Origin of the sequence: Sinorhizobium sp. B11, assembly GCA_039725955.1 — a bacterium.
Taxonomy (GTDB): Bacteria; Pseudomonadota; Alphaproteobacteria; order Rhizobiales; family Rhizobiaceae; genus Rhizobium.
The window spans coordinates 1259045-1284242 of sequence record CP091034.1 but is presented as its reverse complement, the minus strand read 5'-3'; the positions used below and the strand labels follow the sequence as shown (position 1 = coordinate 1284242).

Here is a 25198-nt window from a genome sequence, read left to right as displayed (position 1 = left end):
CATCTTGCCTTGGCGGCAGCTTTCGGCCAAAACCGCGCGCATGATCACGATTTCAGACATTTCCGCCCGCATCGCCGGCCGTTTGCTCCTCGACCATGCCAGCGTCTCGCTGCCATCAGGCACGAAGGCAGGGCTCGTGGGGCGTAACGGCGCCGGCAAATCCACCCTCTTCCGCGTCATAACCGGTGATCTGGGAGCCGAGAGCGGGACAATATCGATCCCCAAGAATGCGCGCATGGGTCAGGTAAAGCAGGAAGCACCGGGCACCGAGGATTCGCTGATCACGATCGTGCTTTCCGCCGACAAGGAGCGCGCTGCGCTGCTGGCCGAGGCGGAAACCGCAACCGATCCGCATCGCATCGCCGAAATCCAGATGCGCCTCGTCGATATCGACGCCCATTCGGCAGAAGCGCGCGCCGCCAGCATCCTCTCGGGCCTCGGCTTCGATCAGGAAGCGCAGGCCCGGCCCGCATCCTCCTTCTCGGGCGGCTGGCGCATGCGCGTGGCGCTCGCCTCCGTGCTCTTTACCGAGCCGGACCTGCTGCTGCTCGACGAGCCGACCAACTACCTCGACCTCGAAGGCACGATGTGGCTGGAGGATTATATCCGCCGCTATCCGCACACGGTCATCATCATCAGCCACGATCGCGATCTGCTCAACAACGCGGTCAATTCGATCGTTCATCTCGATCAGAAGAAGCTCACCTTCTATCGCGGCAATTACGACCAGTTCGAGCGGCAGAAAGCGGAAGCCGACGAACTGCAGATGAAGGCCAAGGCGAAGAACGATGCGGCGCGCAAGCATCTGCAGAGCTTCATCGACCGCTTCAAGGCCAAGGCCTCCAAAGCCAAGCAGGCCCAATCGCGGGTCAAGGCGCTGGAGCGCATGGGCACGGTCGCGTCGGTGATCGAGGATCACGTTCAGCCGATCACCTTCCCGGAGCCGGAAAAACAGCCGGCCTCGCCGATCGTCGCAATCAGCGGCGGCGCCGTCGGCTACGAGCCAGGCAAGCCGATCCTCAAGGGGCTCAATCTGCGCATCGACAATGACGACCGCATCGCGCTGCTCGGCTCGAACGGCAACGGCAAATCGACCTTCGCGAAATTCATTTCGGGGCGGCTGGCTCCCGAAAGCGGCGATCTGCGCCTGGCGCCCAGCCTGAAGATCGGCTTCTTCGCGCAGCATCAGCTCGACGACCTCGTGCCGAATGAGACGCCCGTCGAGCATGTGCGCCGGCTGATGCCGACCGAGCCGGAAGCCAAGGTGCGTTCCCGCGTGGCACAGATGGGGCTTGCGACCGAAAAGATGGCGACCGCCGCCAAGGACCTCTCGGGTGGCGAAAAGGCACGCCTGCTGATGGGGCTTGCCGCCTTTCATGCACCGAACCTCTTGATCCTTGACGAGCCGACCAACCATCTCGACATCGACAGCCGCCGCGCGCTGATCGAGGCGCTGAACGATTATGACGGTGCCGTCATCCTGATTTCGCACGACCGGCACCTGATCGAAGCGACGGTCGATCGCCTGTGGCTGGTCAACAATGGTACGGTGACGAGCTTCGAAGGCGATATGGATGAATATCGCGACCTGATCGTTGCTTCCGGCAAAAAAAAAGACGACGAAAAGCAGAAGCAGTCTGAAGACCAGGCATCGAAGGCCGATCAGCGCAAGCTGAATGCCGACAAGCGCGCCTCGCTCGCCCCTCTCAAGAAAAAGATCAACGAAATCGAATCCTTGACGGGCAAGCTGGAGAAACTGATTCAGGCACTTGATGCGGAACTTGCGGATCCAGCGCTCTATGAAAAGGCGCCCGCCAAGGCCGCCGACAAGGCCAAGCAGCGGGGCGAAGCAGCCGCCAAGCTTGCTGCTGCCGAAGAGCAATGGCTGGAGCTCTCCGCTGAATATGAAGGAGCCATGGCGAGCTGAAGCGCTGCCGGGGATTTCACTGGCCGCCAGCGCTCATTCCTGGCGGCCTTCCAGATTGGGCCTAGCTGCGAAGTCTGCGTCACGGCCGTCCTTTTAAGGGAGGGACCAGGCGCGCTCGGATGAGATTTTGAACCTCGAAAGTCCATAAATATCTTGAGATACCCGGCTGCGACACAAGAACCGTCGCGCCCGTCAAGGGCTGGACAATTCCCCAAAAATCGCGTCGTCTGTTGTCAAAGACCAGGCTTGCCCGCGAACCGCTTTCTGATAAAACGGCGCGCAATAAGTCATACTTTTAGCGAAACACCGAACGCGAGCTTTACAATGTCAGCCATCAACCTCGCCATCGTCGGCGTCGGCAAGATCGTCCGCGACCAGCACCTCCCCTCCATCGCCGCCAATGCCGACTTCAAGCTGGTGGCGACGGCGAGCCGCCATGGCACGGTCGACGGCGTCACCGCCTATACCTCGATCGACGACATGCTGGCGGCCGAACCGTCGATCGATGCCGTTTCGCTCTGCATGCCACCGCAGTATCGCTATGAAGCCGCTTACAAGGCGCTCGCCGCCGGCAAACACGTTTTTCTGGAAAAGCCGCCGGGCGCGACACTGAGCGAAGTGGAAGACCTGGAAGACCTCGCGAACCAGCAGGGTGCGACACTGTTTGCGAGCTGGCATTCGCGCTATGCAGCCGCCGTCGAAGCCGCCAAATCGTTCCTCGCCTCGACCGAGATGAAGAGCATGCACGTCATCTGGAAGGAAGACGTGCGCCATTGGCACCCGAACCAGGAATGGATCTGGCAGGCCGGCGGCCTCGGCGTTTTCGATCCCGGCATCAATGCACTGTCGATCGTCACGCATATCCTGCCGAAGGCGATGTTCCTCAGCGGAGGCACGCTGGAATTCCCTGAGAATCGCGACTCGCCGATCGCGGCCGATCTGCATTTCCGCAATGTCGACTATGTTCCGGTCCACGCCGAATTCGACTGGCGCCAGACCGGCAAGCAGAGCTGGGACATCATCGCCGAAACGGCTGCAGGCCAGATGGTTCTTTCGGAAGGCGGCTCGAAGCTCTCAGTTGGCGGCGAGCTGAAGTTCTCGGCCCCGGAGGCCGAATATCCGTCGCTTTATCGCCGCTTTGCCGAACTCATCAAGGCCGGCAAGTCGGATGTCGATCTGGCGCCCCTGCGCCATGTCGCCGACGCCTTCATGCTCGGCAAGCGCAAATTCGTCGAGGCGTTCCACGACTGACCGTCCCTCTACGGGCAGATGCTATTGCGCCGGCAGAATGGTACAATAGCGGCAGCGAGGCGTGAGGGGCCGTTCCATGCAGCAGGAGCAGGATGAATCGTTTGGTTTGGGCGTCCGGCATCTGACGGTCAGGCTTGCCGACGCCAATGCGAGGTGGCGGGAAGCCTATCTGCTGGAAGAACTCAGAATCCGCGAGGCGTTGGGTCCCCTGGCGCTCGACATCCAGCATTTCGGCAGCACCGCCATCCCCGGCATCAAGGCGAAGCCGATCATCGACATCCTGATCGGCGTCCGCCGTCTCGACGATGGACTTGACTGCATCAAGCCAATGGAAGCGATCGGCTATGACTATGCCGGTGCAGACATCGTGGCCGACGACCATCTCTTCGGCCGCGGCATTACGGGCGAGACGCGCACGCATCTCGCCCATGTCGTGGAATATCAGGGCTTCAACTGGCGGCGGGACATCTTCTTCCGCGACAGGCTGCGAAACGATCCCGCTCTCGCGCTTGCCTATGAAGAACTGAAGATCGGCTTGGCGCAGAAATTTGCCGAAAGCCGCGCTGCCTACACCGGTGCCAAGAAGGATTTCATCGACAAGATCCTGGCGGAAGCGGGACTCGCCTGACGACCGGCGTCAGGCCTTCTTCTCCCACCGTCCCTCTGGCGTCTGCTGCCAATAGGTCAGGTTGTGCCCCTCGCCTTTCAGCTTCTTCCATTGGGCGCGCGCGCCCTCGAGCTGCTCCTGATCGTAACCGTCGAACATGAAGACGATCCGCTCATAATCCGCAGCGGGCGGCGGTTCTGCACCGTCGACGATGAAGCGGACGGTGGCGGCATTCGGATTGTCAGCCGAGACGGTCAGGAGAACGGGCTGATCTGCGGCGAAATCTCCTCCGTCGGTGCCATGCGGCAGGAAACTGTCCTCCCGATAGGTCCACAGATGCTGATCCAGCGCATCACGCCGCGCAGTCTCTTTCATCTGAACGGCGACCCGCCAGCCGCGCTCGACACTCTTGTCGAGCAGCGGCGGAAGCGCGTCTTCCAACTTCGATTCGGTGAGGTGATAGAAGAGGATTTCCGTCATCGTGTTTCGTAGTTCGAGCGGACCAGTTCATCAAGCAGGCGGACGCCGAAACCCGAACCCCAGGACTGGTTGATCTCGTCCTGTACCGATCCCATCGCCGTGCCGGCGATATCAAGATGCGCCCAGGGCGTATCCTGTACGAAGCGCTTGAGGAAATGCGCGGCGGTGATGGAGCCGGCAAGGCGGCCGCCGGTATTCTTCATGTCGGCGAACTTGCTGTCGATCATCTTGTCATATTCCTTGCCGAGCGGCATGCGCCACAGCTTCTCGTTCGTCACGAGGCCGGCGGTCGTCAGTTGCGCCGACAGGGGATCGTCGTTCGAGAAGAGACCGGCATGGTTATTGCCGAGCGCGACCATGATCGCGCCTGTCAGCGTTGCAAGATTGATCATGAACTGTGGCTTGAAGCGGTCGTTGCAATACCAGAGCGCATCGCAGAGCACGAGGCGGCCTTCCGCATCGGTGTTGATGATCTCGATCGTCTGGCCCGACATAGAAGTGACGATATCGCCCGGACGCTGGGCGTTGCCATCGGGCATGTTTTCCACAAGACCGATAATGCCGACGGCATTGACCGGCGCCTTGCGGGCGGCGAGCGTGTGCATGAGGCCGGTGACCGCGGCCGCACCACCCATATCGCCCTTCATATCTTCCATGTTGGCCGCCGGCTTGATCGAGATGCCACCGGTATCGAAGACGACGCCCTTGCCGATGAAGGCGATCGGCCGATCCTTGCCCTTACTGCCCTTCCACTGCATGACCGCGAGGCGCGGCGGACGGACGGAACCCTGGGCAACGCCCAGCAGCGCCCCCATGCCGAGACGACGCATTTCGCGCTCGGTGAGAATTTCCACCTCAACGCCCAGCTTCTCAAGCTCCTTGGCCTTGGCGGCAAACTCCACCGGACCGAGCACATTCGGCGGTTCGTTGACCAGGTCGCGGGCGAGGTTCACGCCATCCGCGACCGATTCGGCATCGGCGAAGGCTTTCTTGGCGGCAGCCGCATCGGCCGTGACGATCGTCACTTTGACCGACTTCGCCTGCTTCTCTTCGTCGTCATTCTTCTTCGTCTTGTAGATATCGAAACTGTAGGCGCGCAGCAGCATGCCGAGAGCGAAATCGGCCGCGGCCTTGGCGCTGACCTCTGCACCCGGCGCATCGATGAAGATCGTCACCTTCTCGGTATTCTTGATCCTCGATGCAGCGCTGCCACCGGCTTTCAGCCAGTCGTGGACGGTGAGGTCTGCAGGCTTGCCGAGGCCCAGTACGACGATACGGTCGACCGGCGCGCCTTCCGGCGCCACAAGATCGAGGGCAGCCAGCAACTTTGCCGAGAAGCGTGCAATCTTCGACGCCTTGGCGATCACTCCCGCCGGATCGGCAATATCGGCCCCAGCCGCCGTGTCTGCCTCTGATGTCTTCAGAAGAATCGCGAGGCCGCCGCCGAGTTTTGCCGATTTTGAGAATGAAATTTCGAATTTTGCAGACATGTCTTCTCCGATGGGATTCATGAAATCCGTGCCAGGGGATAATTTCGCGTTTGACGGGTCTGTCAATGGCCGGCGACAGTTGTTATGTTCCGCGCGGCCGCCAGGCCAAAAGGTTTTCGTCATTTTCGTAGATGTTTGCGTTGACAGTTTTTTCGAAAAATCGATGGCGGGGTCCGGCAATCCGCCTGCCGAAAACGGCATTCGGGGTCTTTATCCTGCTTTTCTGGGTCTGGTGGCTGCTATTGGCCCTGTTCCGCGCCTTTCCCGGGATCGATATTTATTTTTCCCAGCTTTTTTTCGTGCAGGTGGCGTGTAGCGCGTCAGCCCCGGCCACCGAGATCTGCGGCTCCTTCCCCTATCGGAGCGAAGCGATCCTCGGCCTGCTGCGCACGCTGTTCTTCTATGTTCCCTATGTCGTGACCGCGGTGATGCTGTGGAAACTGGCGGAGTGTTATCAACAGCATGGCGCGACGTTCAATGCGCCGCGCGCCCGCGATCTGAAGGTGGCTCTCGGCACGCTGCTGATCGGTCCCGTTCTTCTCGTTAATGTGATCCTCAAGGAACACTGGGGTCGGCCGCGGCCGGTGCAGACCGATTTTTTCGGCGGTACGCTGCATTTCGCCGAAGCCGGTTCATTGGCCGGCAAATGCGTTTCGAACTGCTCGTTCATATCCGGAGAGGCCGCGAGCGCGGGCTGGCTGTTCTGCCTGCTCATCTTCGTTCCGAAGTCGGTGCGCTATGCGCTTGTGGCCCCTGTTGCTGCGGTTTCCATCCTGACCCCCGCGATGCGGCTCTCCTTCGGCGCACATTATCTATCCGACGTCGTGCTGGGATGGCTGTCTTCGGTCGTCATATTCGCGGCGCTGATGGCAATTGCTGAGTCGCCACGGCAACAAAAAAATTCTGAAATTTGAATGAATTTTTGACACTGACTTGTCGCAAAACCGAGACAAACAGCGTAGAGGGAATCTCCTGCTGATCATATCGACCTGCAGGCGCGTTCAAGGGCGAGCATGAAACTACTCGAGACATATATATTACGGCGTGTCGGCCAGATGTTTCTCGTGGCTCTTCTCCCGGTGCTCGCGATCATCTGGACCACCCAGGTCCTGCAGCGCATAAACCTCGTGACCGACAGCGGCCAGTCGATCGGCTCCTTCGCCACGCTTGCGACGTTGATCCTGCCGTCCATCATTCCCGTCGTGCTGCCCTTCGCGCTCGTCATCGGCATTACCCAGACGCTGACGACGATGAACAACGATTCCGAACTGACCGTGATCGATGCCGCCGGCGCCCGGCGCAGCATCCTGGCGCGGCCGATCCTGCTGCTCGCGCTCCTCATCAGCGTTTTCTCGTTCTTCGTCGACAATGTCGTCGAGCCGCGTGCGAAGACGGTCGTGCGGCAGATGATCGCCGCCACCTATGCCGATCTTCTGTCGTCCGTGATTGAGGAGAAGACCTTCCGCAAGATCGACGAAGGCCTTTACGTGCAGATCTCGCAGCGGCTTGCCGGCCGTACGCTCAAGGGCCTTTTCGTCGCAGACGAGCGCGACCCGAATTATGAGCTCATCTACTATGCGCGCGAAGGCGCCGTGGATGATGTCGGCACGTCGCTGATCATGCATGATGGCGAAGTCCATCGCAAAACGGCCGATGGAAACGTCTCCGTCATCAAGTTCGATTCCTACTCCTTCGATCTTTCGGACATGACGGAAAATAACGGACAGGCGACGCTTCGCGCGAGCGACCGCGACCTCGGCTTCCTGCTCAATCCCGATCCGAAGGACCCCGATTACATCGCCAAGCCCGGCAGCTATGCCGCCGAACTGCATCGGCGCCTGACCGACTGGATGCTTCCCTTCGTTTTCGCGCTTTTCTCGCTTGTCATAGCTGGGGATGCACGATCACATCGCGAAGCGCGGATGCATCCGATGATCGGCGCACTGGGACTCGCATTTGCATTGCGCTGGGCTGCATTTTACGTTGCCAACCAGATCGACAAGAGCGCGATCTATATCCCGATCCTCTATGCGATCCCGATCGTGACGAGCCTGGTTTCGATTATTTTCCTGAACATGCACAAGCGGCTCGCGATGCCGCTTGCCGTCAGAAATCGTACCTCGACACTCTGGAAGCGCGCGCAGAAGCAGATGCTTACCGCGACAAGCCGGACCGGCGGAGGCGCTTCGCAATGATATTCGGGACATTGTCGCGGTATTTCTTCCGCCGGTACGTGGTGACCACGATGTGGTTCCTGATCGGTATGAGCGCCATCACCTTTCTGCTCGACTTCAGCGAGACGGCGAGCCGCATCTCCAATTTCCCCGGCTACACGCTGGGCGGCGCTGTGCTGCTCACCGCGGTCCGCCTGCCATTGATCCTGCAACAGACCATTCCCTTCGTGGCGCTGTTCGTCGGCATCACCGTGCTGATCGGCCTAAACCGGAAATATGAACTCGTCGTCACACGTGCGGCCGGCATTTCGGTCTGGCAGTTCATGCTGCCTTTTATCGCCGGATCCCTGATTCTCGGCGTGCTGACGGTGGTGGCGCTCAATCCGCTCGCCGCCTGGGGCCAGAGGCAGGCGACACAATTCGAAACGGCATGGCGCGGTCAGGACAATGCCATGATCAGGGCGCTCCAGGTTCCCTGGCTGCGCCAGATCAGCGGCCGGGACGATGTCATCATCGGCGCCAAGACCGTGCTGGAGAACGGCACGCTGCTTATGGACGCCGTGCTTGTCCACTTCGATTCCACCGGTCAGGTCATTCTGAGGCAGGACGCCGCATCCGCCAAATTGGAAGATGGTTACTGGCAGCTTAACAACGTTGTCGAACGCAAGCCTGGGGAAATCCCGGTGCGTAAGGCTTCGGAACAGCTTCGTACCAATCTGAAGCAAGACTTCATCAAGGAGCGGCTGACTGCGCCGGAAACAATTGGTTTTTTTGACCTTTCCAACCGTATCGCTGCTGCAAAATCCTTCGGAATCTCTACGAAGGCGCTCGAGACTCAATTCAACTCGTTGCTGTCGCAGCCACTGCTCTTGGTGGCCATGACTCTCATTGCTGCAACAGTGTCCCTGAAATTTAGCCGGTTCAACCAGTCACGCTCTGTGATTCTGGGTGGAATCCTTTCAGGCTTCATGCTTTATGTCGTCACCGTGCTTGTAAAGGCATTTGGAAGCAGCGGTGTCGTGCCGCCGTTTGTGGCGACTTGGATACCAGTGATCGTAGCGCTCGCTTTAGGCGCAACGATCCTGCTTCATCAGGAGGATGGCTAGTGGCGGTAGGCGACCGCAAGAATTTTAGTAAACAGTTGGTTGCCCTGCTCTTAGGTGCGACTCTGTGTTCCTATTTCGAAAATGCTCCACTGGCCTACGGCCAGGAGAACAATACCGGCATGCCTGCCATCGGCCAGAATATCTCGCCGGACGCGAAGCTGATGCTGTCTGCAAACGAGCTGGTCTATAATAAGGACCAGGAACTCGTCTCTGTAATCGGCGGCGTGCAGATCAATTACGGCGGCTACAAGCTGGTCGCCCAGAAGGTCGACTATAACCAGAAGACCGGCCGCATGATGGCCACCGGCAACATCGAGATGGTGACGCCGGACGGCAACCGAATCTATGCCGACCACCTCGATGTGACCGACAATTTCGCAGACGGCTTCATGAATGCGCTGCGAATCGAGACAAGCGACAATACCCGCCTCGTTGCCGAAACCGGCCAGCGCGTCGGCGGCACGCAGATGATTCTCAACAAAGGCGTCTATACGGCGTGCTTGCCCTGCGCCGAAAAGCCCGAGCGTGCCCCTTTCTGGCAGGTCAAGGCCGAACGCGTTATCCAGAACAGTGAGAAGCACACGATCCGGCTTGAGCACGCGCGCTTCCAGCTGCTTGGTCGTTCGCTCGCCTATCTGCCGTGGATCGAAGTCCCCGATAATACGGTGAAGCGCAAATCGGGTTTCCTGTTCCCGTCGATGAGCGTTTCGCAGAATCTCGGCTACGGTCTTTCTGTTCCCTATTACTACGTCATCTCGCCGAGTTCGGATTTCACCGTCACGGGCACCGGGTACACCTCCCAGGGCTTGATGCTCGAGGGCGAATATCGCCGCCGCTTTGAAAATGGCACGGTGACGATGCACGTTGCCGGCATCGATCAGATGAACCCAAGCAATTTCAGCGAAGGTACAAGCGATGCCGAAGCCAAACAGCGCGGCATGGTCGCATCGGCGGGACGTTTCAGGATCAATCCCCGCTGGAGCTTCGGCTGGGATGTTATGGTGCAGAGCGACAACAACTTCTCGCGCACCTACAAGATTGACGGCTATGATGACACGCCGCATGCCAACACCGTCTTTCTGACGGGTCTCGGCAAGCGGAATTACTTCGACCTGCGCGCCTTCTATTTCGACGTCCAGGACGCCGATCGCAACAACACCGCGGAAAAGCAGCAGGCGATCGTCTATCCGACGCTCGATTATCACTATGTGGCACCACAGCCGCTTGCAGGCGGTGAGCTTTCCGCCGATGTCAATCTGACCAATATTTCGCGCACTCACGACGACTTTTACAATGTCGCAGGTTTCGACCGCTTCCGCGGCCTCGAGGGTCAGACGACCCGCCTGAGCACGGAACTGCAGTGGAAGCGCACCTTCGTGACCTCGACAGGCCTGGTGATCACACCGCTGCTTGCAGCGCGTGGCGATGCTTTTGCGCTCAACATGGAAAGCCCCGTCGACGCCAACGGCATTCCGTATGCTGGCAATTATCTCAACGATAGTGCAGCGACGCGCGGAATGATCACCGCCGGGCTGGAAATGCGCTATCCGATCCTGTTCACGACCAGCAACAGCACGCATGTTCTTGAGCCGATCGCCCAGATCTATGCGCGACCCGATGAGCCGCTCGCGGGCCGGCTGCCGAACGAAGACGCGCAGAGCTTCGTCTTCGACGCAACGAACCTTTTTGATCGCGACAGGTTCTCCGGCTATGACCGGATCGAGGGCGGAACCCGAGCAAATCTGGGTTTCCAGTACACCGGTACCTTCGACAGCGGATACAAGCTACGTGGCATCTTCGGCCAATCCTACCAGCTCGCCGGTCAGAACTCGTTTGCGACCGATGACCTCGTGAATGTCGGCGCCGATTCTGGCCTTGAGACCGACCGTTCCGACTATGTGGGACTTGGCGGCATTGAAATGCCTTTCGGCCTGTCGATGGCAGCATCCTACCGTTTGGACGAAAAGGATTTCTCCTTCAATCGCGGCGATCTGATCACGGCCTATCAGAACGATACCTTCTCAGGCCAGGTCACCTATACGCACGTGAGCGCCCAGCCAGCATACGGCTTTGCTGACGACCAAGACGAGATTCAGGCGAGCAGCAGGATCAAGTTCAAGGATTACTGGTCGATCTTCGGCGGCATCGCCTGGGATCTGAATAACGACGTCGTTACGAGACGTACGCTCGGCATCTCCTATGAGGACGAGTGCACGATCTTCACCATCGCCTATACGGATGCCCGCGATACCGCGGATCAGACAGCAAGCGACTGGACGATCGCCGCACGCCTGACGTTCCGCACGCTCGGCGATATCCGCCTGGGCACGGGTGACGCTGCGAATAACCTCTGACGACACGTGGACGGCCGGAAATCTCCGGCCGGGCCATTCTTTCGCCGTAAGCCTGTGCAGGACATTGCGACCAATCGTTATGTGAGGCATAGGGTGTCGCGGAGCAAGAGAAGCGATTTCCGGTCGTCTCAGTGTATATGGTAAGAACGCCGCGCGCTGGATCGTGCGGCGCTATCGGGAGGTCAACAGATGATTGACGCAAAGAAAACCGTAACCATGCTTATTGCAGGCGCAGCCTTCATGCTTGCTGCCTTCAGCGGCCCTGTCTTCGCCGCCAGCGAAGTCAAGGCGGTGGTAAACGGTACCGCCATTACCAGCGGCGATGTCGCAAAGCGACAGGCCTTCATGCGCCTGCAGCGCTTGAAACCCGATGCCAAGGCTGCGGAAGAGCAGCTTGTCGACGAGGCGCTGAAGCGGCAGGAAATCTCTCGCGTGCGCATGTCCGTCTCGCAGGACGACGTCAACGCCTCATTCGCTCGTTTCGCTGCCAGCAACAAGCTTTCCGTCGAGCAGATGGGCCAGATCCTCGACCGTGCCGGCGTCGGGGTAGATCACTTCAAGAACTTCATTGCCGTACAGATGAGCTGGCCGCGTATCGTCAATGCCCGCTACGGCTCCAGCGCACGTATCTCGAATTACGATCTCGTCAACCGCCTGATGCAGAACAATAAGCAGAAACCGGTGACGACGGAATACATGCTGCAGCAGGTCATCTTCGTGGTCCCGCCAGCCAAGCGAAATGCGATTACGGCCAAGCGCAAGGGCGAGGCTGAGGCATCGCGTTCCAAATATCCGGGCTGCGATCAGGCCAAGACTTTCGCTGCGACCATGCGGGACGTTTCGGTCCGCGATCTCGGCCGCATGCTGGCTCCGGAAATTCCCGCGGAGTGGAAGGACCTCGTCGCACAGACCAAGGGCAACACGACGGCAACGCGCGTGACCGAAAAGGGCGTGGAATATCTGGCAATCTGCAGCCAGCGCCAGGTTTCGGACGACCAGGCCGCAGAAATGGTGTTCCGTCAGGAAGACCTCGACAAGGCCAAGTCGGACAAGTCTGCCGCGCCGGAAAATGAAAACAGCACCAAATATCTGGATGAACTGCGCAAGCACGCGCAGATCATCTATCGCTGATTTTCCATGGCGACACCATTTTCGCGACCGCTTGCGTTGACGCAGGGCGACCCGGCTGGCGTGGGGCCTGATGTCACCCTCATGGCCTGGCTTCGCAGACGCGAGCTCGGGTTGCCGCCGTTCTTTCTGATCGGCGATTCCGACGTGCTTGCCGTGCGGGCACGACAACTCGGCCTTGATATTCCCCTGCGCAGCATCGGCAACGCCGCGGAAAGTCTTGCTCTATTTGCGGAAGCGCTACCGGTCCTGCCTATGCCGGCCGGCGTCGATGTTGCGGCAGGAGAGCCGCATGTCGCGACGGCGAAAGGTACGATCGCCTCGATCGAGACGGCAGTGGCACTCGTCATGCAGGGCGAGGCGCTTGCGGTCGTCACCAATCCGATCGCCAAGTCGGTGCTCTACGAAGCAGGATTCAAATTTCCGGGCCATACGGAATTCCTTGCCGACCTTGCCATGCGTGCAACCGGTCAGTCGATCACGCCTGTCATGATGCTTGCGGGGCCGAAACTGCGCGCCATTCCTGTCACCATCCACATTCCGCTCAAGGATGTGCCACAGGCGTTGACCCTCGGCCTGATCGTCGAAACCTGCCGGATCGCAGATAGGGATCTGAAGCAGCGGTTCGGGATCACCTCTCCGCGCCTCGCCATCGCTGGACTCAACCCGCATGCGGGCGAAGGCGGCGCCATCGGCAAGGAGGATGAGACGATCATTCATCCGGCAGTGCAGATCCTGCGCGATGAGGGCATCGATGCTATCGGCCCTCTCCCCGCTGATACGATGTTCCATGACGAAGCACGCGCACGTTATGACGTTGCTGTCTGCATGTACCACGATCAGGCGCTGATTCCCGCCAAGGCGCTCGGCTTCGACGATTCCGTCAATGTGACGCTCGGCCTTCCTTTCGTACGCACCTCCCCCGACCACGGCACCGCCTTCGGGATTGCCGGCAAGGGGCTGGCGCGCGAGGCGAGCCTTGTTGCCGCGCTCAAGCTCGGCGCGCAGCTCGGCCGCACGGCGGAAAGCCATCGTTAATGGCTGCACTCGACGGTCTGCCGCCGCTTCGCGAGGTTATCCAGCGCCACGGCCTCGACGCGCGCAAGGCGCTCGGGCAGAACTTCCTGCTCGATCTCAACCTGACGCAGAAGGTCGCCCGAACGGCCGGCACGCTTGAAGATGCGACCGTCTTTGAAGTCGGGCCTGGACCTGGCGGGTTGACTCGGGCGATCCTCGCGCTTGGCGCGAAGAAGGTCATCGCGGTCGAGCGGGATGCGCGCTGCCTGCCGGCGCTGGCCGAGATCGCCGACCATTATCCCGGCCGGCTGGAGGTTATCGAAGGCGATGCGCTGAAGACAGATTTCGAGGCACTGGCGTCGGAAGGTCCCGTCAAGATCATCGCCAACCTGCCCTATAATGTCGGCACCCAGCTGCTGGTGAACTGGCTGCTGCCGAAGGCATGGCCGCCCTTCTGGCAATCGCTGACACTGATGTTCCAGAAAGAAGTCGGCGAGCGGATCGTCGCCTCCGAGGACGACGATCACTATGGCCGCCTCGGCGTGCTCGCGGGATGGCGAACAAACTCCCGGATGGCATTCGATATTCCGCCACAGGCTTTCACGCCGCCGCCGAAGGTCACCTCGACAGTCGTGCACCTGACACCCAACGAGAACCCGATCCCCTGCTCCGTTACCAATCTGGAAAAGGTAACGCAGGCAGCCTTCGGCCAGCGCCGCAAGATGCTGCGCCAGAGCCTGAAGCCCATCGGCGGCGAAAGCCTGCTTGTCAAAGCCGGTATCGATCCGGCTAGGCGGGCGGAGACGCTATCAGTGGAAGAATTCTGCCGGCTGGCGAACAGCCTTTAGAGCGTTTCTGTTTTTCTTCGAATCACGGAGATGCTCTATCGCCTTGTTTTCACGCGATTCCCGACGCAAGACCGCTGCGCAGTTTTACTGGAATTGCTTTAGAGAACCGGCGTTTCCTCTAGCAACTCGCGGACGAAGTCGAACATGCCATGACGGCGGTCGCGGCGCAGGCGCTCGGCCTTGACGATTGACTGCACGGCATCGAATGCAGCGTTCAGGTCATCATTGATGATGACGTAATCGTATTCACGCCAGTGGGCGATCTCGGCACGGGAATTTGCCAGGCGCGTCTGAATGACCTCCTCGGAATCCTCGGCGCGGCGATGCAGGCGCGACTGCAGCTCGGTCATGGTCGGCGGCAGCACGAAGATCGAGACCACGTCGGCCTGCATCTTCTGCTGCAGCTGTTGAGCGCCCTGCCAGTCGATATCGAACAGCATGTCGCGGCCTTCGGACATGGCCTGTTCCACCGGCTCGCGAGGCGTGCCGTAGAAATTGCCGTGAACCTCGGCCCATTCGAGCAGAGAATCGGAATCGCGCAGCCGCTCGAATTCCCGCACGGTCTTGAAATGATAGTGGATGCCTTCCACTTCGCTGGGCCGGCGCTGACGTGTCGTGACGCTGACGGAAAGGCCGATCTGCTTGTCCGTTTCCAAAAGCGTCCGCGCGATGGTGGATTTACCGGCACCCGAGGGCGACGAGATAACCAGCATCAGACCGCGACGGGCGATCTGGATGGACGAGATTTTCGCCGGGCTCATGTCCTACTCCAAATTCTGGACCTGCTCGCGGAACTGATCGATCACCACCTTCAGCTCGATCCCGGCTGCGGTGACGGCCGATGCGTTCGACTTCGAGCATATCGTATTCGATTCTCGGTTAAATTCCTGTGCAAGGAAATCGAGCTTTCGGCCAACCGGGCCACCTTTTGTCACGAGATCGCGGGCGGCGGCGACATGGGCCTTCAGTCGGTCGATCTCTTCGCGCAGATCCGCCTTCGTCGCGAGCAGTGCCGCTTCGGCGTGCAGGCGGTCACGGTCGAGAGCGCCGGTTCCTTCCATGAGGAGTGCCACCTGCGCGGAGAGCCTTGCCGCGATCTCCTGCGGCGAGCGCGAAGGATCGGCTTCGATCGTGCTTGTCAGCGCCTCGACCGTCGCGACGTGGCCAAGAAGCACGCGCGCCAGTGCCGCTCCCTCCTGCTCACGCATGCTCCTGAGATCGGAAAGCGCAGCCTTCAGTCCCGACATGATATCGGCATCGCGGACAGCGACCGTCTCTTCGCTGTCCTGCGTCTCGCGGAAATCGACGAGGCCTCGGATGGAAAGCAGCGTATCAAGCCTCAATGGCGCCGGATCGATAAGACCTTCGAGCTTGTCGCGCATCGCGAGAACGGCAGCGAAGGCATCCTGATTGAGCACGGCTTCAAGCTGGCTTTCACCCGAGGTCAGCGCCAGCGTAGCCTGCAGATTGCCGCGGCTGAAATTCTCGCCGGCAATGCGGCGAACATCGGTTTCCAGGCGCTCCAGACCGGGCGGAAGCCGCAGTCTGACGTCGAGGCCCTTGCCGTTGACCGAGCGCAATTCCCATGCCCAGCGCCAGCGGCCAGTCGTTCCCTCGCGCCGCGCGAAACCGGTCATGGACTGCAATGCCATCAAAGGCCTCCCGACATCAGTTGATCTTCTTTTTCTTCGGCGGAACTGCGGATGTATTGTCCGCCGGCTGGTCTTCCGGTTGTCCGTCGACGGCAATTTCAGGATCGGCGCCCTTGTCTGCTTCGAGCTTGCGCCAGCGCTTGACGTTGGCATTGTGCTCTTCGAGCGTTGCCGCAAAGACGTGGCCGCCGGAGCCATCGGCGACGAAATAGAGGTCCTGCGTCTTCCAGGGATTGGCGACAGCTTCCAGCGCATCCTTGCCGGGATTGGCAATCGGGGTCGGCGGCAGGCCCTTGATGACGTAGGTGTTGAAGGGGGTCTCTTTCTTGAGGTCCGACTGATAGATCGGCCGGTCGGAGGGTTTGCCCCCGCCACCGAAGAGACCATAGATGATGGTCGGATCGGACTGCAGCCGCATCCCCTTGCCAAGACGGTTGAGGAAGACGGAGGCGACATGCGCGCGCTCATCCGGCACTCCCGTCTCCTTCTCGACGATGGAGGCGAGCGTGACGAACTCTTCCTTGCTCTTCAGGAGCAACGAAGGATCGCGCCGTTCCCAGATCTGATCGACAAGCTTCTGCTGGGCTGCAGCCATCTGGTCGATGATTTCGGAGCGCTTGGTGCCGCGCGAGAACTTGTAAGTGTCGGGCCGCAGGCTGCCTTCCGCCGGCAGGGCAGCCGGCAGGTCGCCTTCGAGGACCGCATCATCAAGCATGCGGTCGAACATTTGTCGCACCGTCAGGCCTTCCGGGAAGGAGACGGAATAGAGGATGGACTTACCGGATTTCAGCAGTTCCATGATCTCGTTCATGGACGCGTGCGCCTTGATCTCGTATTCACCGGCCTTGAGGCTCTCGCCATCCGTAAGATGCGTGGCCGTCAGATAGCGGAAGACCCGGGCATCCGAGATGATCAGATTGCGCTCGAGGTTTGTAGCAATTTCCGCGAGGCCCGCCCCATTGCGGACGATGAAGTTGGTGTTCGTCTGCAGCGGACCGGGGTTCTGATACGCGGTGATGGCGTAGTAGAAGCCGATGAGACCGGCAATGCAGACGACAACGGCCATGGTCATTACGAAATTCAGGAAGAGGATGACCTGACTGCGAGCATTCCTGGAGCGCTTCGGCGGCTCGGGGACACGTTCCGGGCGCAGGGCTTCGCTCGGCGATTTCGGGATGATCGGTCCCTTCTGCGCCGGCTGGCCGTTGTCGCTGCTCTGGTTGGTCGTGTCGCTCACCGGCAATCCTCTAAAACTTGGCCCCGCTTCGCTATTTCGCGAAGTAATGCGGCAAAAACAGGTTCTGCCGCGCTTCCTGACGCCGTTTGACGTTCGCCCGTGTCGTGAACCGTCTGTTACGCGACGTAGCGGCGCAGCACGAGCGATGCATTCGTGCCGCCGAATCCGAATGAGTTGGATAGCGCCACGTTAATTTCTCGCTCACGAGCCTTGTGCGGAACGAGGTCGATTGCGGTTTCCCGCTCAGGATTGTCGAGGTTGAGCGTCGGAGGGGCGACATTATCCCGAATTGCGAGGGTCGTGAAGATCGCCTCGATGGCGCCGGCGGCACCGAGCAGGTGGCCGGTCGCGGATTTGGTCGACGACATCGAGATCTTCGAGGCCGCATTGCCGACGAGGCGCTCAACGGCGCCTAGCTCGATCGTATCGGCCATGGTCGAAGTGCCGTGGGCGTTGATGTAGTCGACATCGGCAGGCGTCAGGCCGGCGCGCTTCAGCGCCATGGTCATGCAGCGGAACGCGCCATCGCCGTCTTCAGACGGAGCGGTGATGTGGAAGGCATCGCCGGAAAGGCCGTAACCAACCACTTCTGCATAGATCTTGGCGCCGCGTGCCAACGCATGGTCCAGCTCTTCGAGAACGACAATGCCGGCGCCCTCGCCCATGACGAAACCGTCACGATCCCTGTCATAGGGGCGCGACGCTTTCTGCGGGTCGTCATTGTGCTGCGTCGACAGCGCCTTGCAGGCAGCAAAGCCGGCAAGCGAAATGCGGCTGACCGGGGATTCCGTGCCACCGGCGACCATGACATCGGCATCGCCGAGCGCAATGAGACGGGCAGCATCGCCAATGGCGTGCGCACCGGTGGAGCAGGCGGTAACAACCGAATGGTTCGGGCCGCGCAGCTTATGGCGAATGGAGACCTGGCCCGAAACAAGGTTGATCAGCCGACCGGGAATGAAGAAAGGAGAGATGCGGCGCGGGCCTTTGTCGCGCAGCGTATAGCCGGCTTCGACAATACCCTCGATGCCGCCGATGCCGGAGCCGATCAGCACGCCGGTGGCGATCTGGTCCTCATCGGTTTCCGGATGCCAGTCGGCATCCTTGAGCGCCATGTCGGCAGCAGCCATGCCGTAGATGATGAAAGGGTCTACCTTGCGCTGTTCCTTCGGCTCCATCCAATCGTCGGCATTGAACGTACCGTCAGAACCATCGCCGACGGGAATGCGGCAAGCAATCTTGGCAGGGAGATCCTCGACTTCGAATTCGGACACGAGACGGGCGCCGTTTGCTCCCGCAAGCAGGCGGGACCAGGTAACTTCCGTTCCGCATCCCAAGGGCGATACCATGCCGGTACCAGTAATGACGACCCTTCTCATCGACTGCTTTCCCCCGTCTGTTATGTTTTATGGAGAAACATGCTCAAAAGAAAAGGGCGGACTCTTGGCCCGCCCTTTCTCGAATGCACAGTATCAGGCCTGAGCCTTTTCAATAAACTTCACGGCATCGCCAACGGTCAGGATCGAGTCAGCGGCATCATCGGGGATTTCAACGCCGAATTCTTCTTCGAAAGCCATGACCAGTTCGACCGTGTCGAGCGAGTCGGCGCCCAGATCGTCGATAAAGCTGGCGCTCTCGACGACCTTGTCGGCATCGACGCCAAGATGATCAATAACAATTTTCTTTACGCGTTCTGCGATATCGCTCATGTCGGTTTCCTCGACCTTATGTCCTGATCGGAATGTCCTTCTGACACCCCTACCCTGTTTCAGCCTGCGATGCGTTCAGACATCCTCGGCAAACTCGTTTACCCGGCTTTAGAGAAGTCCCAGGCTTGCGAAAAGCCCGCCGGTCCGTCTGCTTTTTCGGGACGACTGTTGACAGTCATGGCCCGCTTAACATGCTTTAAGTCTGCCGCAAAGCCAGAAAATCAACCGTTCGTGATTGCTCAACACGCTATTGGCTTAAATCGGCGACTGCGGCAGCTAATCGTTTCAGATCATGGCCATGCCGCCGTTCACATGCAGCGTCTGACCCGTCATATAGGCGGCCTCAGCGGACGCGAGATAGGCGACGGCCGAGGCCACTTCGGCGCCGGTTCCCATGCGCTTCATGGGGATCGCACCCATGATCGCTTCCTTCTGCTTGTCGTTCAGCTTGCCTGTCATGGCGCTTTCGATGAAGCCCGGGGCAACACAGTTGACCGTCACGTTGCGCGTGGCGATCTCCTGCGCCAGAGATTTCGTGAAGCCGATCATACCGGCCTTGGAGGCGCAGTAGTTCGCCTGTCCCGGATTGCCGGTGACGCCGACGACGGAGGTGATGTTGATGATGCGGCCATAACGGCGGCGCATCATCGGATGGGTGAGCTCGCGCGTCAGGCGGAAGGTCGCCGTCAGGTTCACTTCGAGAACAGCATCCCAGTCCTCATCGCTCATGCGAACGAAGAGACCGTCCTTGGTGATGCCGGCATTGTTGACGAGGATATCGACGCCTTCGAGATCGGCTTCCGCCTTCTGGCCGAGAGCCTTGACTTCGTCGCGATCCGAAAGGTTCGCCGGGAAGATCTTCACGCGATCGCCGAGTTCGTTTGCGAGAGCCTCGAGCTTTTCGACGCGAGTTCCGTGCAGGCCGACAATGGCGCCCTGCTTGTGAAGAAGGCGGGCGATTTCTTCGCCAATGCCGCCCGATGCGCCGGTGACGAGAGCCTTGCGGCCGGAAAGATCGAACATGGGAACGTTCCTTATATAAAGTGGGGCAATCAGGCCGTGAGTGCGGCAATGGCAGCGTCGATATCGGCTGGGCCGTTGACCGAGACGCCATTGATAGTCTTGTCTATGCGGCGCGCAAGACCAGTCAGGACCTTGCCGGCACCGAGTTCATAGAGCGTGGTGACGCCATTTGCGGCAAACCATTCCACCGTTTCGCGCCAGCGAACCTGTCCGGTGACTTGCTCGACGAGAAGGGCTGCGATCTCCTCGGCATCCGTGACAGGTGCTGCGCGAACATTTGCGATAAGGGGCACGACCGGATTGGCCTTCTTCACGCCGGCGAGCGCCTCGCGCATGGCATCTGCGGCAGGTGCCATCAGCTTCGAATGGAAGGGAGCGGAGACCGGCAACAGAATGGCTCGCTTGGCGCCCTTGTCGGTCGCCAAGCCAGCGGCCTTTTCGACGGCCGACTTCTCGCCCGATATGACGAGCTGGCCGCCGCCGTTGTCGTTGGCAATCTGACAGGAGCCGATCGCTGCAGCCTCCTCACAGACGGCCTGCACGTCGGCATGTTCGAGGCCGATGATGGCGGCCATGGCGCCGACGCCGACAGGCACGGCAGCCTGCATGGCATTGCCGCGGATGCGCAGAAGACGGGCCGTGTCTGCTATCGAGAAGGTGCCGGCGGCACAGAGGGCGGAATATTCGCCAAGAGAATGGCCGGCGACATAGGCGACCTTGGCCTTCAGATCGAGCCCCCTCGCTTCGAGAACGCGGATAACGGCCAGGGAGACGGCCATCAGCGCCGGCTGGGCGTTTGCCGTAAGCGTCAGCTTGTCCTCGGGACCGTTGAACATGGTGTCGGAAAGCTTTTCACCGAGCGCTTCATCGACCTCTTCGAAAACGGCGCGGGCTTCTGCAAAATTCTCGGCGAGATCCTTGCCCATGCCAACGGCCTGGCTGCCCTGGCCGGGAAAAGTGAAAGCAATGGTCATTTTTCAATCCCTCGATAGTGCCCGTCGGGCCATTTCGCCTCCAATTGACATTCTTTCTTTGAGAGTCAAGTGGCGGCAGATTCTCTCCAAAGCCTTTCGCCCCAGCGGAAACGCTCGGTTTTTTCTCTTGCGCTTCGGCAAATCCGTCCTAGATTTGCGCGGCTCTTCCCACGCCTTTCCCTTTTTCAGACCATGCCCAAGGTTTCCGATGAAATATAATAAATTAGGCCGCACCGATATTTCCGTTTCCGAGATTTGCCTTGGCACCATGACCTGGGGCACGCAGAACAGCGAGGCGGAAGCCCACGAGCAGATGGACTACGCTGTCCAGGAAGGCATCAATTTCTTCGATACTGCCGAGCTTTATCCGACCACGCCTGTTTCGGCCGAAACACAGGGCCGCACGGAGGAGTATATCGGCAGCTGGTTCGAAAGGACCGGCAAGCGCAAGGATATCGTTCTTGCCACCAAGGTTGCCGGTACCGGCCGCTCCTACCTGCGCAACGGCGAAGGCGCCGACTGCAAGAATATCCGCCTCGCGCTCGAGGCCAGCCTGAAGCGGCTGAAGACGGAATATGTCGATCTCTATCAGATCCACTGGCCGAACCGCGGCCATTTCCATTTCCGCCAGAGCTGGCACTACGATCCGTTCGGGCAGGATCGTGCCAAGGCCGTCGCCAACATGACCGATATTTTGCAGACGGTGGGCGAACTGGTGAAGGAGGGCAAGATCCGCGCCTTCGGCCTATCCAACGAGACGACCTGGGGCATCCAGAAATATGTGAGCCTCTCCGAGCAGATGAACCTGCCGCGCGTCGCCAGCACCCAGAACGAATATAATCTTCTCTACCGCCATTTCGATCTCGACCTCGCGGAACTCTCCCATCACGAGGAAGTCGGCCTCCTCGCCTATTCGCCGCTTGCCGCCGGCATTCTGAGTGGGAAATACATCAATGGCGAGAAGCCTGCGGGCACGCGCGCCGCGATCAACGGTGATCTCGGCGGCCGCCTGCAGCCGCTGCAGGAAGCGCCGACGAAGGCCTATCTCGATATCGCGGCTCGGCATGGGCTCGATCCGTCGCAGATGGCACTCGCCTTCTGCCTGACCCGTCGCTTCATGACCTCGGTCATCATCGGTGCAACCACGATGGCACAGCTGAAGACGGATATTGGATCCGTCGGCGTGAAGCTCAGCGGCGAAGTGTTGGCGGAGATCGAGAAGGTTCACCGGCAGTATCCGATGCCGCTCTGAGGGGGTCGGTATCCCCGACGTTTTGAGGGCGCGAGCAATCGCGCTCTTTTCTCATTCCGGCTGGCGGTGGCCGCTTTTCGTAGTTTGTTGCCCGCTTCCCTTGCCTTTCGCGCAAAAATCCGTATAAGCGCCCCTGTTCGTTAACCCGGTCTTCTGGCTGGTGGCTGAACGGAGGGCCGGTTTGCTTCTTGCGAGCCGTTCGGAACGGAAGCGTTCCAGCCTCCCGTGTCTCCGCTCTCGACCGTCTCGGAAACGCTTTTCTTGCTTGGCGCTATCGCCTCTCAGGAGCAGTCGTTGAGGCTTAGCCGCCGAATGCCGGGTTCTGATCAACGCAAGAAAGGCAAAGCTGTCATGGCTCTTTATGAACATGTATTCCTTGCCCGACAGGATATTTCCACGCAGCAGGTTGATGCCCTCGTAGAACAGTACAAGGGTGTTATCGAAGCTAACGGTGGTAAGGTCGGGCGTATCGAAAACTGGGGCCTCAAGTCCCTCACCTACCGCATCAAGAAGAACCGCAAGGCTCACTACGCCCTGATGGACATTGATGCACCGGCAGCTGCGATCCAGGAAATGGAACGCCAGATGCGCATCAGCGAAGACGTTCTTCGCTACATGACCATCGCTGTTGAAAAGCACGAAGACGGCCCGTCTGCCATGATGCAGAAGCGCGACCGCGACGACCGTGGTCCGCGTGAAGGCGGCGACCGTGGCCCGCGCCGCGAATTCGGCGATCGTCCGCCGCGCCGTGACGGCGACTTCCAGCGTGGCCCGCGTCCCGATCGCGCTCCCCGCGAAGACCGTGCATAAGGAGAAATAAGAATGTCTGAATCTTCCTCCGCTCCGGTCCGTCGTCCGTTCCATCGTCGTCGCAAGACCTGCCCGTTCTCCGGTGCAAACGCTCCGCGCATCGACTACAAGGACGTCCGCCTCCTGCAGCGCTACATTTCCGAGCGCGGCAAGATCGTTCCGTCCCGCATCACGGCCGTTTCCCAGAAGAAGCAGCGCGAACTCGCCCAGGCGATCAAGCGTGCACGCTTCCTCGGCCTGCTGCCGTACGTCGTCGCCTAATTGACTTTCGAAGCCCCGGATCTTCGGATCCGGGGCTTCCTCCCTTCCGCGATGGGCGCGGATCGGAACCTTAAAACCCATGTTGAGGCATCTCCCGGATCGATTCAGGGAAATCCTCTAACTGCTTGATGAAGCAGGACAGCGAAGTGACGAAACTGAACCCGAAAACGCTTGCGATCGGCGCACTCGCCGGATTAACCGCCGCCTTGCTGGTGCTTGGCGCGAGCATGCAGCCGTCGTTCAGTGCCGTGCTCTATGCCGCTTCCGCACTTCCCATCCTGCTCGTTGGTCTCGGCTGGGGCAACCTCGCTGCCATTTCCGCCGTTGTCACCGCAGCCGTGCTCGGTGCAATTGCCATTTCGCCGTCCTTCGCGCTCGTCATGACGATGGTGACGCTGCTGCCGGCCGGCTGGTTGAGCCATCTTGCCAATCTTGCGCGCCCGGCATCCGAACTCGGCGGCCCCGACCATCTGCTTGCCTGGTATCCGCTGTCCGATATCCTTCTGCATCTCTGTGGCCTGGTCACGATCGCCGTTATCGTTACCGGCATCATGATAGGTTACGGGCCTGAGATTACCGACCAGATGGTCGACATGCTGATGGCCTCGCTGCAGGAGCAGCAGCCGACTTTCGTTCCGGACCCGGTCGCGACCGCGCAGACCAAGTCGCTCGTCGTGCTGATGCTGCCTGCGCTGCAGGGCGCCATCTGGGTCGTGATGCTGTTTGCCGCCTATTACATCGCGACGCGCATCGTCACCGCTTCCGGCAAGGGCCTGCGCCCGCGCGAGGATATCCCCTCGTCACTGCGCATGAACCGGAATTCGATCTTCATCTTCCTCGCCGGTCTTGCCGCCACCTTCATGGGCGGAATTCCGGCGATGATCGGCGCCACGGTCGTCGGAGCCTTCGGCGCCGGCTTCCTGATGTCCGGCTTCGCCGCGCTGCACTTCCGCACGCGCGGCAAGGACTGGCGCTTGCCGGCCCTCATTCTCTGCTACCTGGCATCCACCATGATGCTGCCAGCTCTTTTCATCCTCGTGCTCGGTCTTGCCGATACCCGCAAGGCGATCGCCCTGACCCCGACCAAGGATGCTGATGCCCCCAAACAAACCGATACCGAAATCTGAGAACAAGAAAGGAAAACACCATGGACGTCATTCTTCTCGAACGCATCTCCAAGCTCGGCCAGATGGGCGAAACCGTAAAGGTTCGTGACGGCTTTGCACGCAACTACCTCCTGCCGCTCGGCAAGGCACTGCGCGCCAACGCTGCCAACAAGGCCCGCTTCGAATCCGAGCGTGCAACGCTCGAAGCCCGTAACCTCGAGCGCAAGTCCGAAGCCCAGAAAGTTGCCGACGTTCTCGACGGCAAGTCCTTCATCGTCGTACGCTCTGCCGGCGAAACCGGCCAGCTCTACGGCTCCGTCGCTGCCCGCGACGTCGTCGACATTCTGGCTGCCGAAGGCTTCAACATCGCCCGCAACCAGGTTCACCTCAACACGCCGATCAAGGCCATCGGCCTGCACAAGGTCGAGCTGCAGCTCCATGCTGAAGTTGAGATCAACGTCGAGCTGAACGTTGCCCGTTCCGCTGAAGAAGCCGAACGCCAGTCCAAGGGTGAAGAACTCACCTCTGTCGACGCCATCTACGGCGTTGACGAAGACGCACTGCGTCCGGAAGACTTCTTCGATCCGGAAGCCGACGGCCTCGACGAAGACGAAGCATAATTTCTGTCTTCAGGCAGAACGAAAAGCCCGGCTCGCGCCGGGCTTTTTTGTTGTTGGAGCTTTTCCAGCCGGCAGGCTTTTTTGCTGCGTCCTCCAATCGAGGGCGCTAAAATAACAGAATGCTGGAATGACGAAGTGAGTCGCTGCGGGCACCGTGTCCCGCAAGTGACAG

Annotated in this window: 24 protein-coding genes; 15 read left to right on the top strand and 9 right to left on the bottom strand. The window is 60.0% G+C overall.

Features of this window, described 5'->3' with window-relative positions; all coding sequences use genetic code 11:
* Window positions 1-40: 40 nt before the first annotated feature.
* The 3 genes from LVY75_16150 (at window position 41) to LVY75_16140 (ending at window position 3806) form a co-directional block, all read left to right on the top strand.
* Window positions 41-1927, top strand: a complete 1887-nt coding sequence (locus LVY75_16150; GenBank protein ID XAZ24728.1) for an ATP-binding cassette domain-containing protein — start codon at window positions 41-43, stop codon at window positions 1925-1927.
* Window positions 1928-2251: 324 nt separating this feature from the next.
* Window positions 2252-3178: a Gfo/Idh/MocA family oxidoreductase gene (locus tag LVY75_16145; GenBank protein XAZ24727.1), complete on the top strand. Its 927-nt coding sequence runs from the start codon at window positions 2252-2254 to the stop codon at window positions 3176-3178.
* A gap of 76 nt (window positions 3179-3254) precedes the next feature.
* The gene (locus LVY75_16140) at window positions 3255-3806 is read left to right on the top strand and encodes a GrpB family protein (protein XAZ24726.1); all 552 of its coding nucleotides are present in this window, start codon (window positions 3255-3257) and stop codon (window positions 3804-3806) included.
* Between the two features lie 9 nt (window positions 3807-3815).
* Here the strand turns inward: LVY75_16140 and LVY75_16135 are convergent, their stop codons facing one another.
* Together LVY75_16135 and LVY75_16130 are read right to left on the bottom strand one after the other, a co-directional pair.
* Complete coding sequence (locus LVY75_16135) at window positions 3816-4265, bottom strand: DNA polymerase III subunit chi (protein ID XAZ24725.1); 450 nt, start codon at window positions 4263-4265, stop codon at window positions 3816-3818.
* Window positions 4262-5755 carry a leucyl aminopeptidase gene (locus LVY75_16130; protein XAZ24724.1) on the bottom strand — a complete coding sequence of 498 codons (1494 nt, stop codon included), beginning with the start codon at window positions 5753-5755 and terminating at the stop codon, window positions 4262-4264. The genes LVY75_16135 and LVY75_16130 overlap by 4 nt, the downstream gene beginning before the upstream one ends.
* Before the next feature lie 140 nt (window positions 5756-5895).
* Between LVY75_16130 and LVY75_16125 the strand changes: the two genes are divergently transcribed.
* The 7 genes from LVY75_16125 (at window position 5896) to rsmA (ending at window position 14382) form a co-directional block, all read left to right on the top strand.
* Entirely contained in the window at window positions 5896-6669 is a 774-nt protein-coding gene (locus tag LVY75_16125; protein ID XAZ24723.1) for a phosphatase PAP2 family protein, read from the top strand.
* Window positions 6670-6768: 99 nt separating this feature from the next.
* Entirely contained in the window at window positions 6769-7950 is a 1182-nt protein-coding gene (locus tag LVY75_16120) for an LptF/LptG family permease (GenBank protein XAZ24722.1), read from the top strand.
* Window positions 7947-9035, top strand: a complete 1089-nt coding sequence (gene lptG / locus LVY75_16115; protein ID XAZ24721.1) for an LPS export ABC transporter permease LptG — start codon at window positions 7947-7949, stop codon at window positions 9033-9035. Before LVY75_16120 ends, lptG begins: the two co-directional genes overlap by 4 nt.
* Window positions 9035-11389 carry an LPS-assembly protein LptD gene (locus LVY75_16110; GenBank protein XAZ24720.1) on the top strand — a complete coding sequence of 785 codons (2355 nt, stop codon included), beginning with the start codon at window positions 9035-9037 and terminating at the stop codon, window positions 11387-11389. The genes lptG and LVY75_16110 overlap by 1 nt, the downstream gene beginning before the upstream one ends.
* Window positions 11390-11578: 189 nt before the next feature.
* Complete coding sequence (locus LVY75_16105) at window positions 11579-12520, top strand: peptidylprolyl isomerase (GenBank protein ID XAZ24719.1); 942 nt, start codon at window positions 11579-11581, stop codon at window positions 12518-12520.
* Between the two features lie 6 nt (window positions 12521-12526).
* Complete coding sequence (gene pdxA, locus LVY75_16100) at window positions 12527-13555, top strand: 4-hydroxythreonine-4-phosphate dehydrogenase PdxA (GenBank protein ID XAZ24718.1); 1029 nt, start codon at window positions 12527-12529, stop codon at window positions 13553-13555.
* Window positions 13555-14382, top strand: coding sequence for a 16S rRNA (adenine(1518)-N(6)/adenine(1519)-N(6))-dimethyltransferase RsmA (gene rsmA / locus LVY75_16095; GenBank protein XAZ24717.1), 828 nt, complete (start codon window positions 13555-13557; stop codon window positions 14380-14382). The genes pdxA and rsmA overlap by 1 nt, the downstream gene beginning before the upstream one ends.
* Window positions 14383-14480: 98 nt before the next feature.
* Here the strand turns inward: rsmA and gmk are convergent, their stop codons facing one another.
* The 7 genes from gmk to fabD form a co-directional block, all read right to left on the bottom strand.
* Window positions 14481-15143 carry a guanylate kinase gene (gmk, locus tag LVY75_16090; protein ID XAZ24716.1) on the bottom strand — a complete coding sequence of 221 codons (663 nt, stop codon included), beginning with the start codon at window positions 15141-15143 and terminating at the stop codon, window positions 14481-14483.
* A 3-nt stretch (window positions 15144-15146) separates the two neighbouring features.
* Window positions 15147-16034, bottom strand: coding sequence for a YicC family protein (locus LVY75_16085; protein ID XAZ24715.1), 888 nt, complete (start codon window positions 16032-16034; stop codon window positions 15147-15149).
* A 16-nt stretch (window positions 16035-16050) separates the two neighbouring features.
* Window positions 16051-17271: an endolytic transglycosylase MltG gene (gene mltG, locus LVY75_16080; protein XAZ24714.1), complete on the bottom strand. Its 1221-nt coding sequence runs from the start codon at window positions 17269-17271 to the stop codon at window positions 16051-16053.
* 116 nt (window positions 17272-17387) lie between these two features.
* Window positions 17388-18650, bottom strand: a complete 1263-nt coding sequence (fabF, locus tag LVY75_16075) for a beta-ketoacyl-ACP synthase II (GenBank protein ID XAZ24713.1) — start codon at window positions 18648-18650, stop codon at window positions 17388-17390.
* A 93-nt stretch (window positions 18651-18743) separates the two neighbouring features.
* Window positions 18744-18980 carry an acyl carrier protein gene (locus tag LVY75_16070; protein ID XAZ24712.1) on the bottom strand — a complete coding sequence of 79 codons (237 nt, stop codon included), beginning with the start codon at window positions 18978-18980 and terminating at the stop codon, window positions 18744-18746.
* Window positions 18981-19265: 285 nt separating this feature from the next.
* Window positions 19266-20003, bottom strand: a complete 738-nt coding sequence (fabG, locus tag LVY75_16065) for a 3-oxoacyl-[acyl-carrier-protein] reductase (protein ID XAZ24711.1) — start codon at window positions 20001-20003, stop codon at window positions 19266-19268.
* A gap of 29 nt (window positions 20004-20032) precedes the next feature.
* Entirely contained in the window at window positions 20033-20977 is a 945-nt protein-coding gene (fabD, locus tag LVY75_16060) for an ACP S-malonyltransferase (protein XAZ24710.1), read from the bottom strand.
* A 208-nt stretch (window positions 20978-21185) separates the two neighbouring features.
* Between fabD and LVY75_16055 the strand changes: the two genes are divergently transcribed.
* The 5 genes from LVY75_16055 to rplI all read left to right on the top strand — a co-directional run bounded on the left by LVY75_16055 (window position 21186) and on the right by rplI (window position 25026).
* Window positions 21186-22229: an aldo/keto reductase gene (locus LVY75_16055; GenBank protein XAZ24709.1), complete on the top strand. Its 1044-nt coding sequence runs from the start codon at window positions 21186-21188 to the stop codon at window positions 22227-22229.
* 351 nt (window positions 22230-22580) lie between these two features.
* On the top strand, window positions 22581-23039 hold the full coding sequence (gene rpsF, locus LVY75_16050) for a 30S ribosomal protein S6 (GenBank protein ID XAZ24708.1): 459 nt from the start codon (window positions 22581-22583) through the stop codon (window positions 23037-23039).
* Between the two features lie 12 nt (window positions 23040-23051).
* The gene (gene rpsR, locus LVY75_16045; GenBank protein ID XAZ24707.1) at window positions 23052-23300 is read left to right on the top strand and encodes a 30S ribosomal protein S18; all 249 of its coding nucleotides are present in this window, start codon (window positions 23052-23054) and stop codon (window positions 23298-23300) included.
* Window positions 23301-23446: 146 nt separating this feature from the next.
* Window positions 23447-24427: a YybS family protein gene (locus tag LVY75_16040; GenBank protein XAZ24706.1), complete on the top strand. Its 981-nt coding sequence runs from the start codon at window positions 23447-23449 to the stop codon at window positions 24425-24427.
* Between the two features lie 20 nt (window positions 24428-24447).
* Window positions 24448-25026: a 50S ribosomal protein L9 gene (gene rplI / locus LVY75_16035; protein XAZ24705.1), complete on the top strand. Its 579-nt coding sequence runs from the start codon at window positions 24448-24450 to the stop codon at window positions 25024-25026.
* Window positions 25027-25198 lie beyond the last annotated feature (172 nt).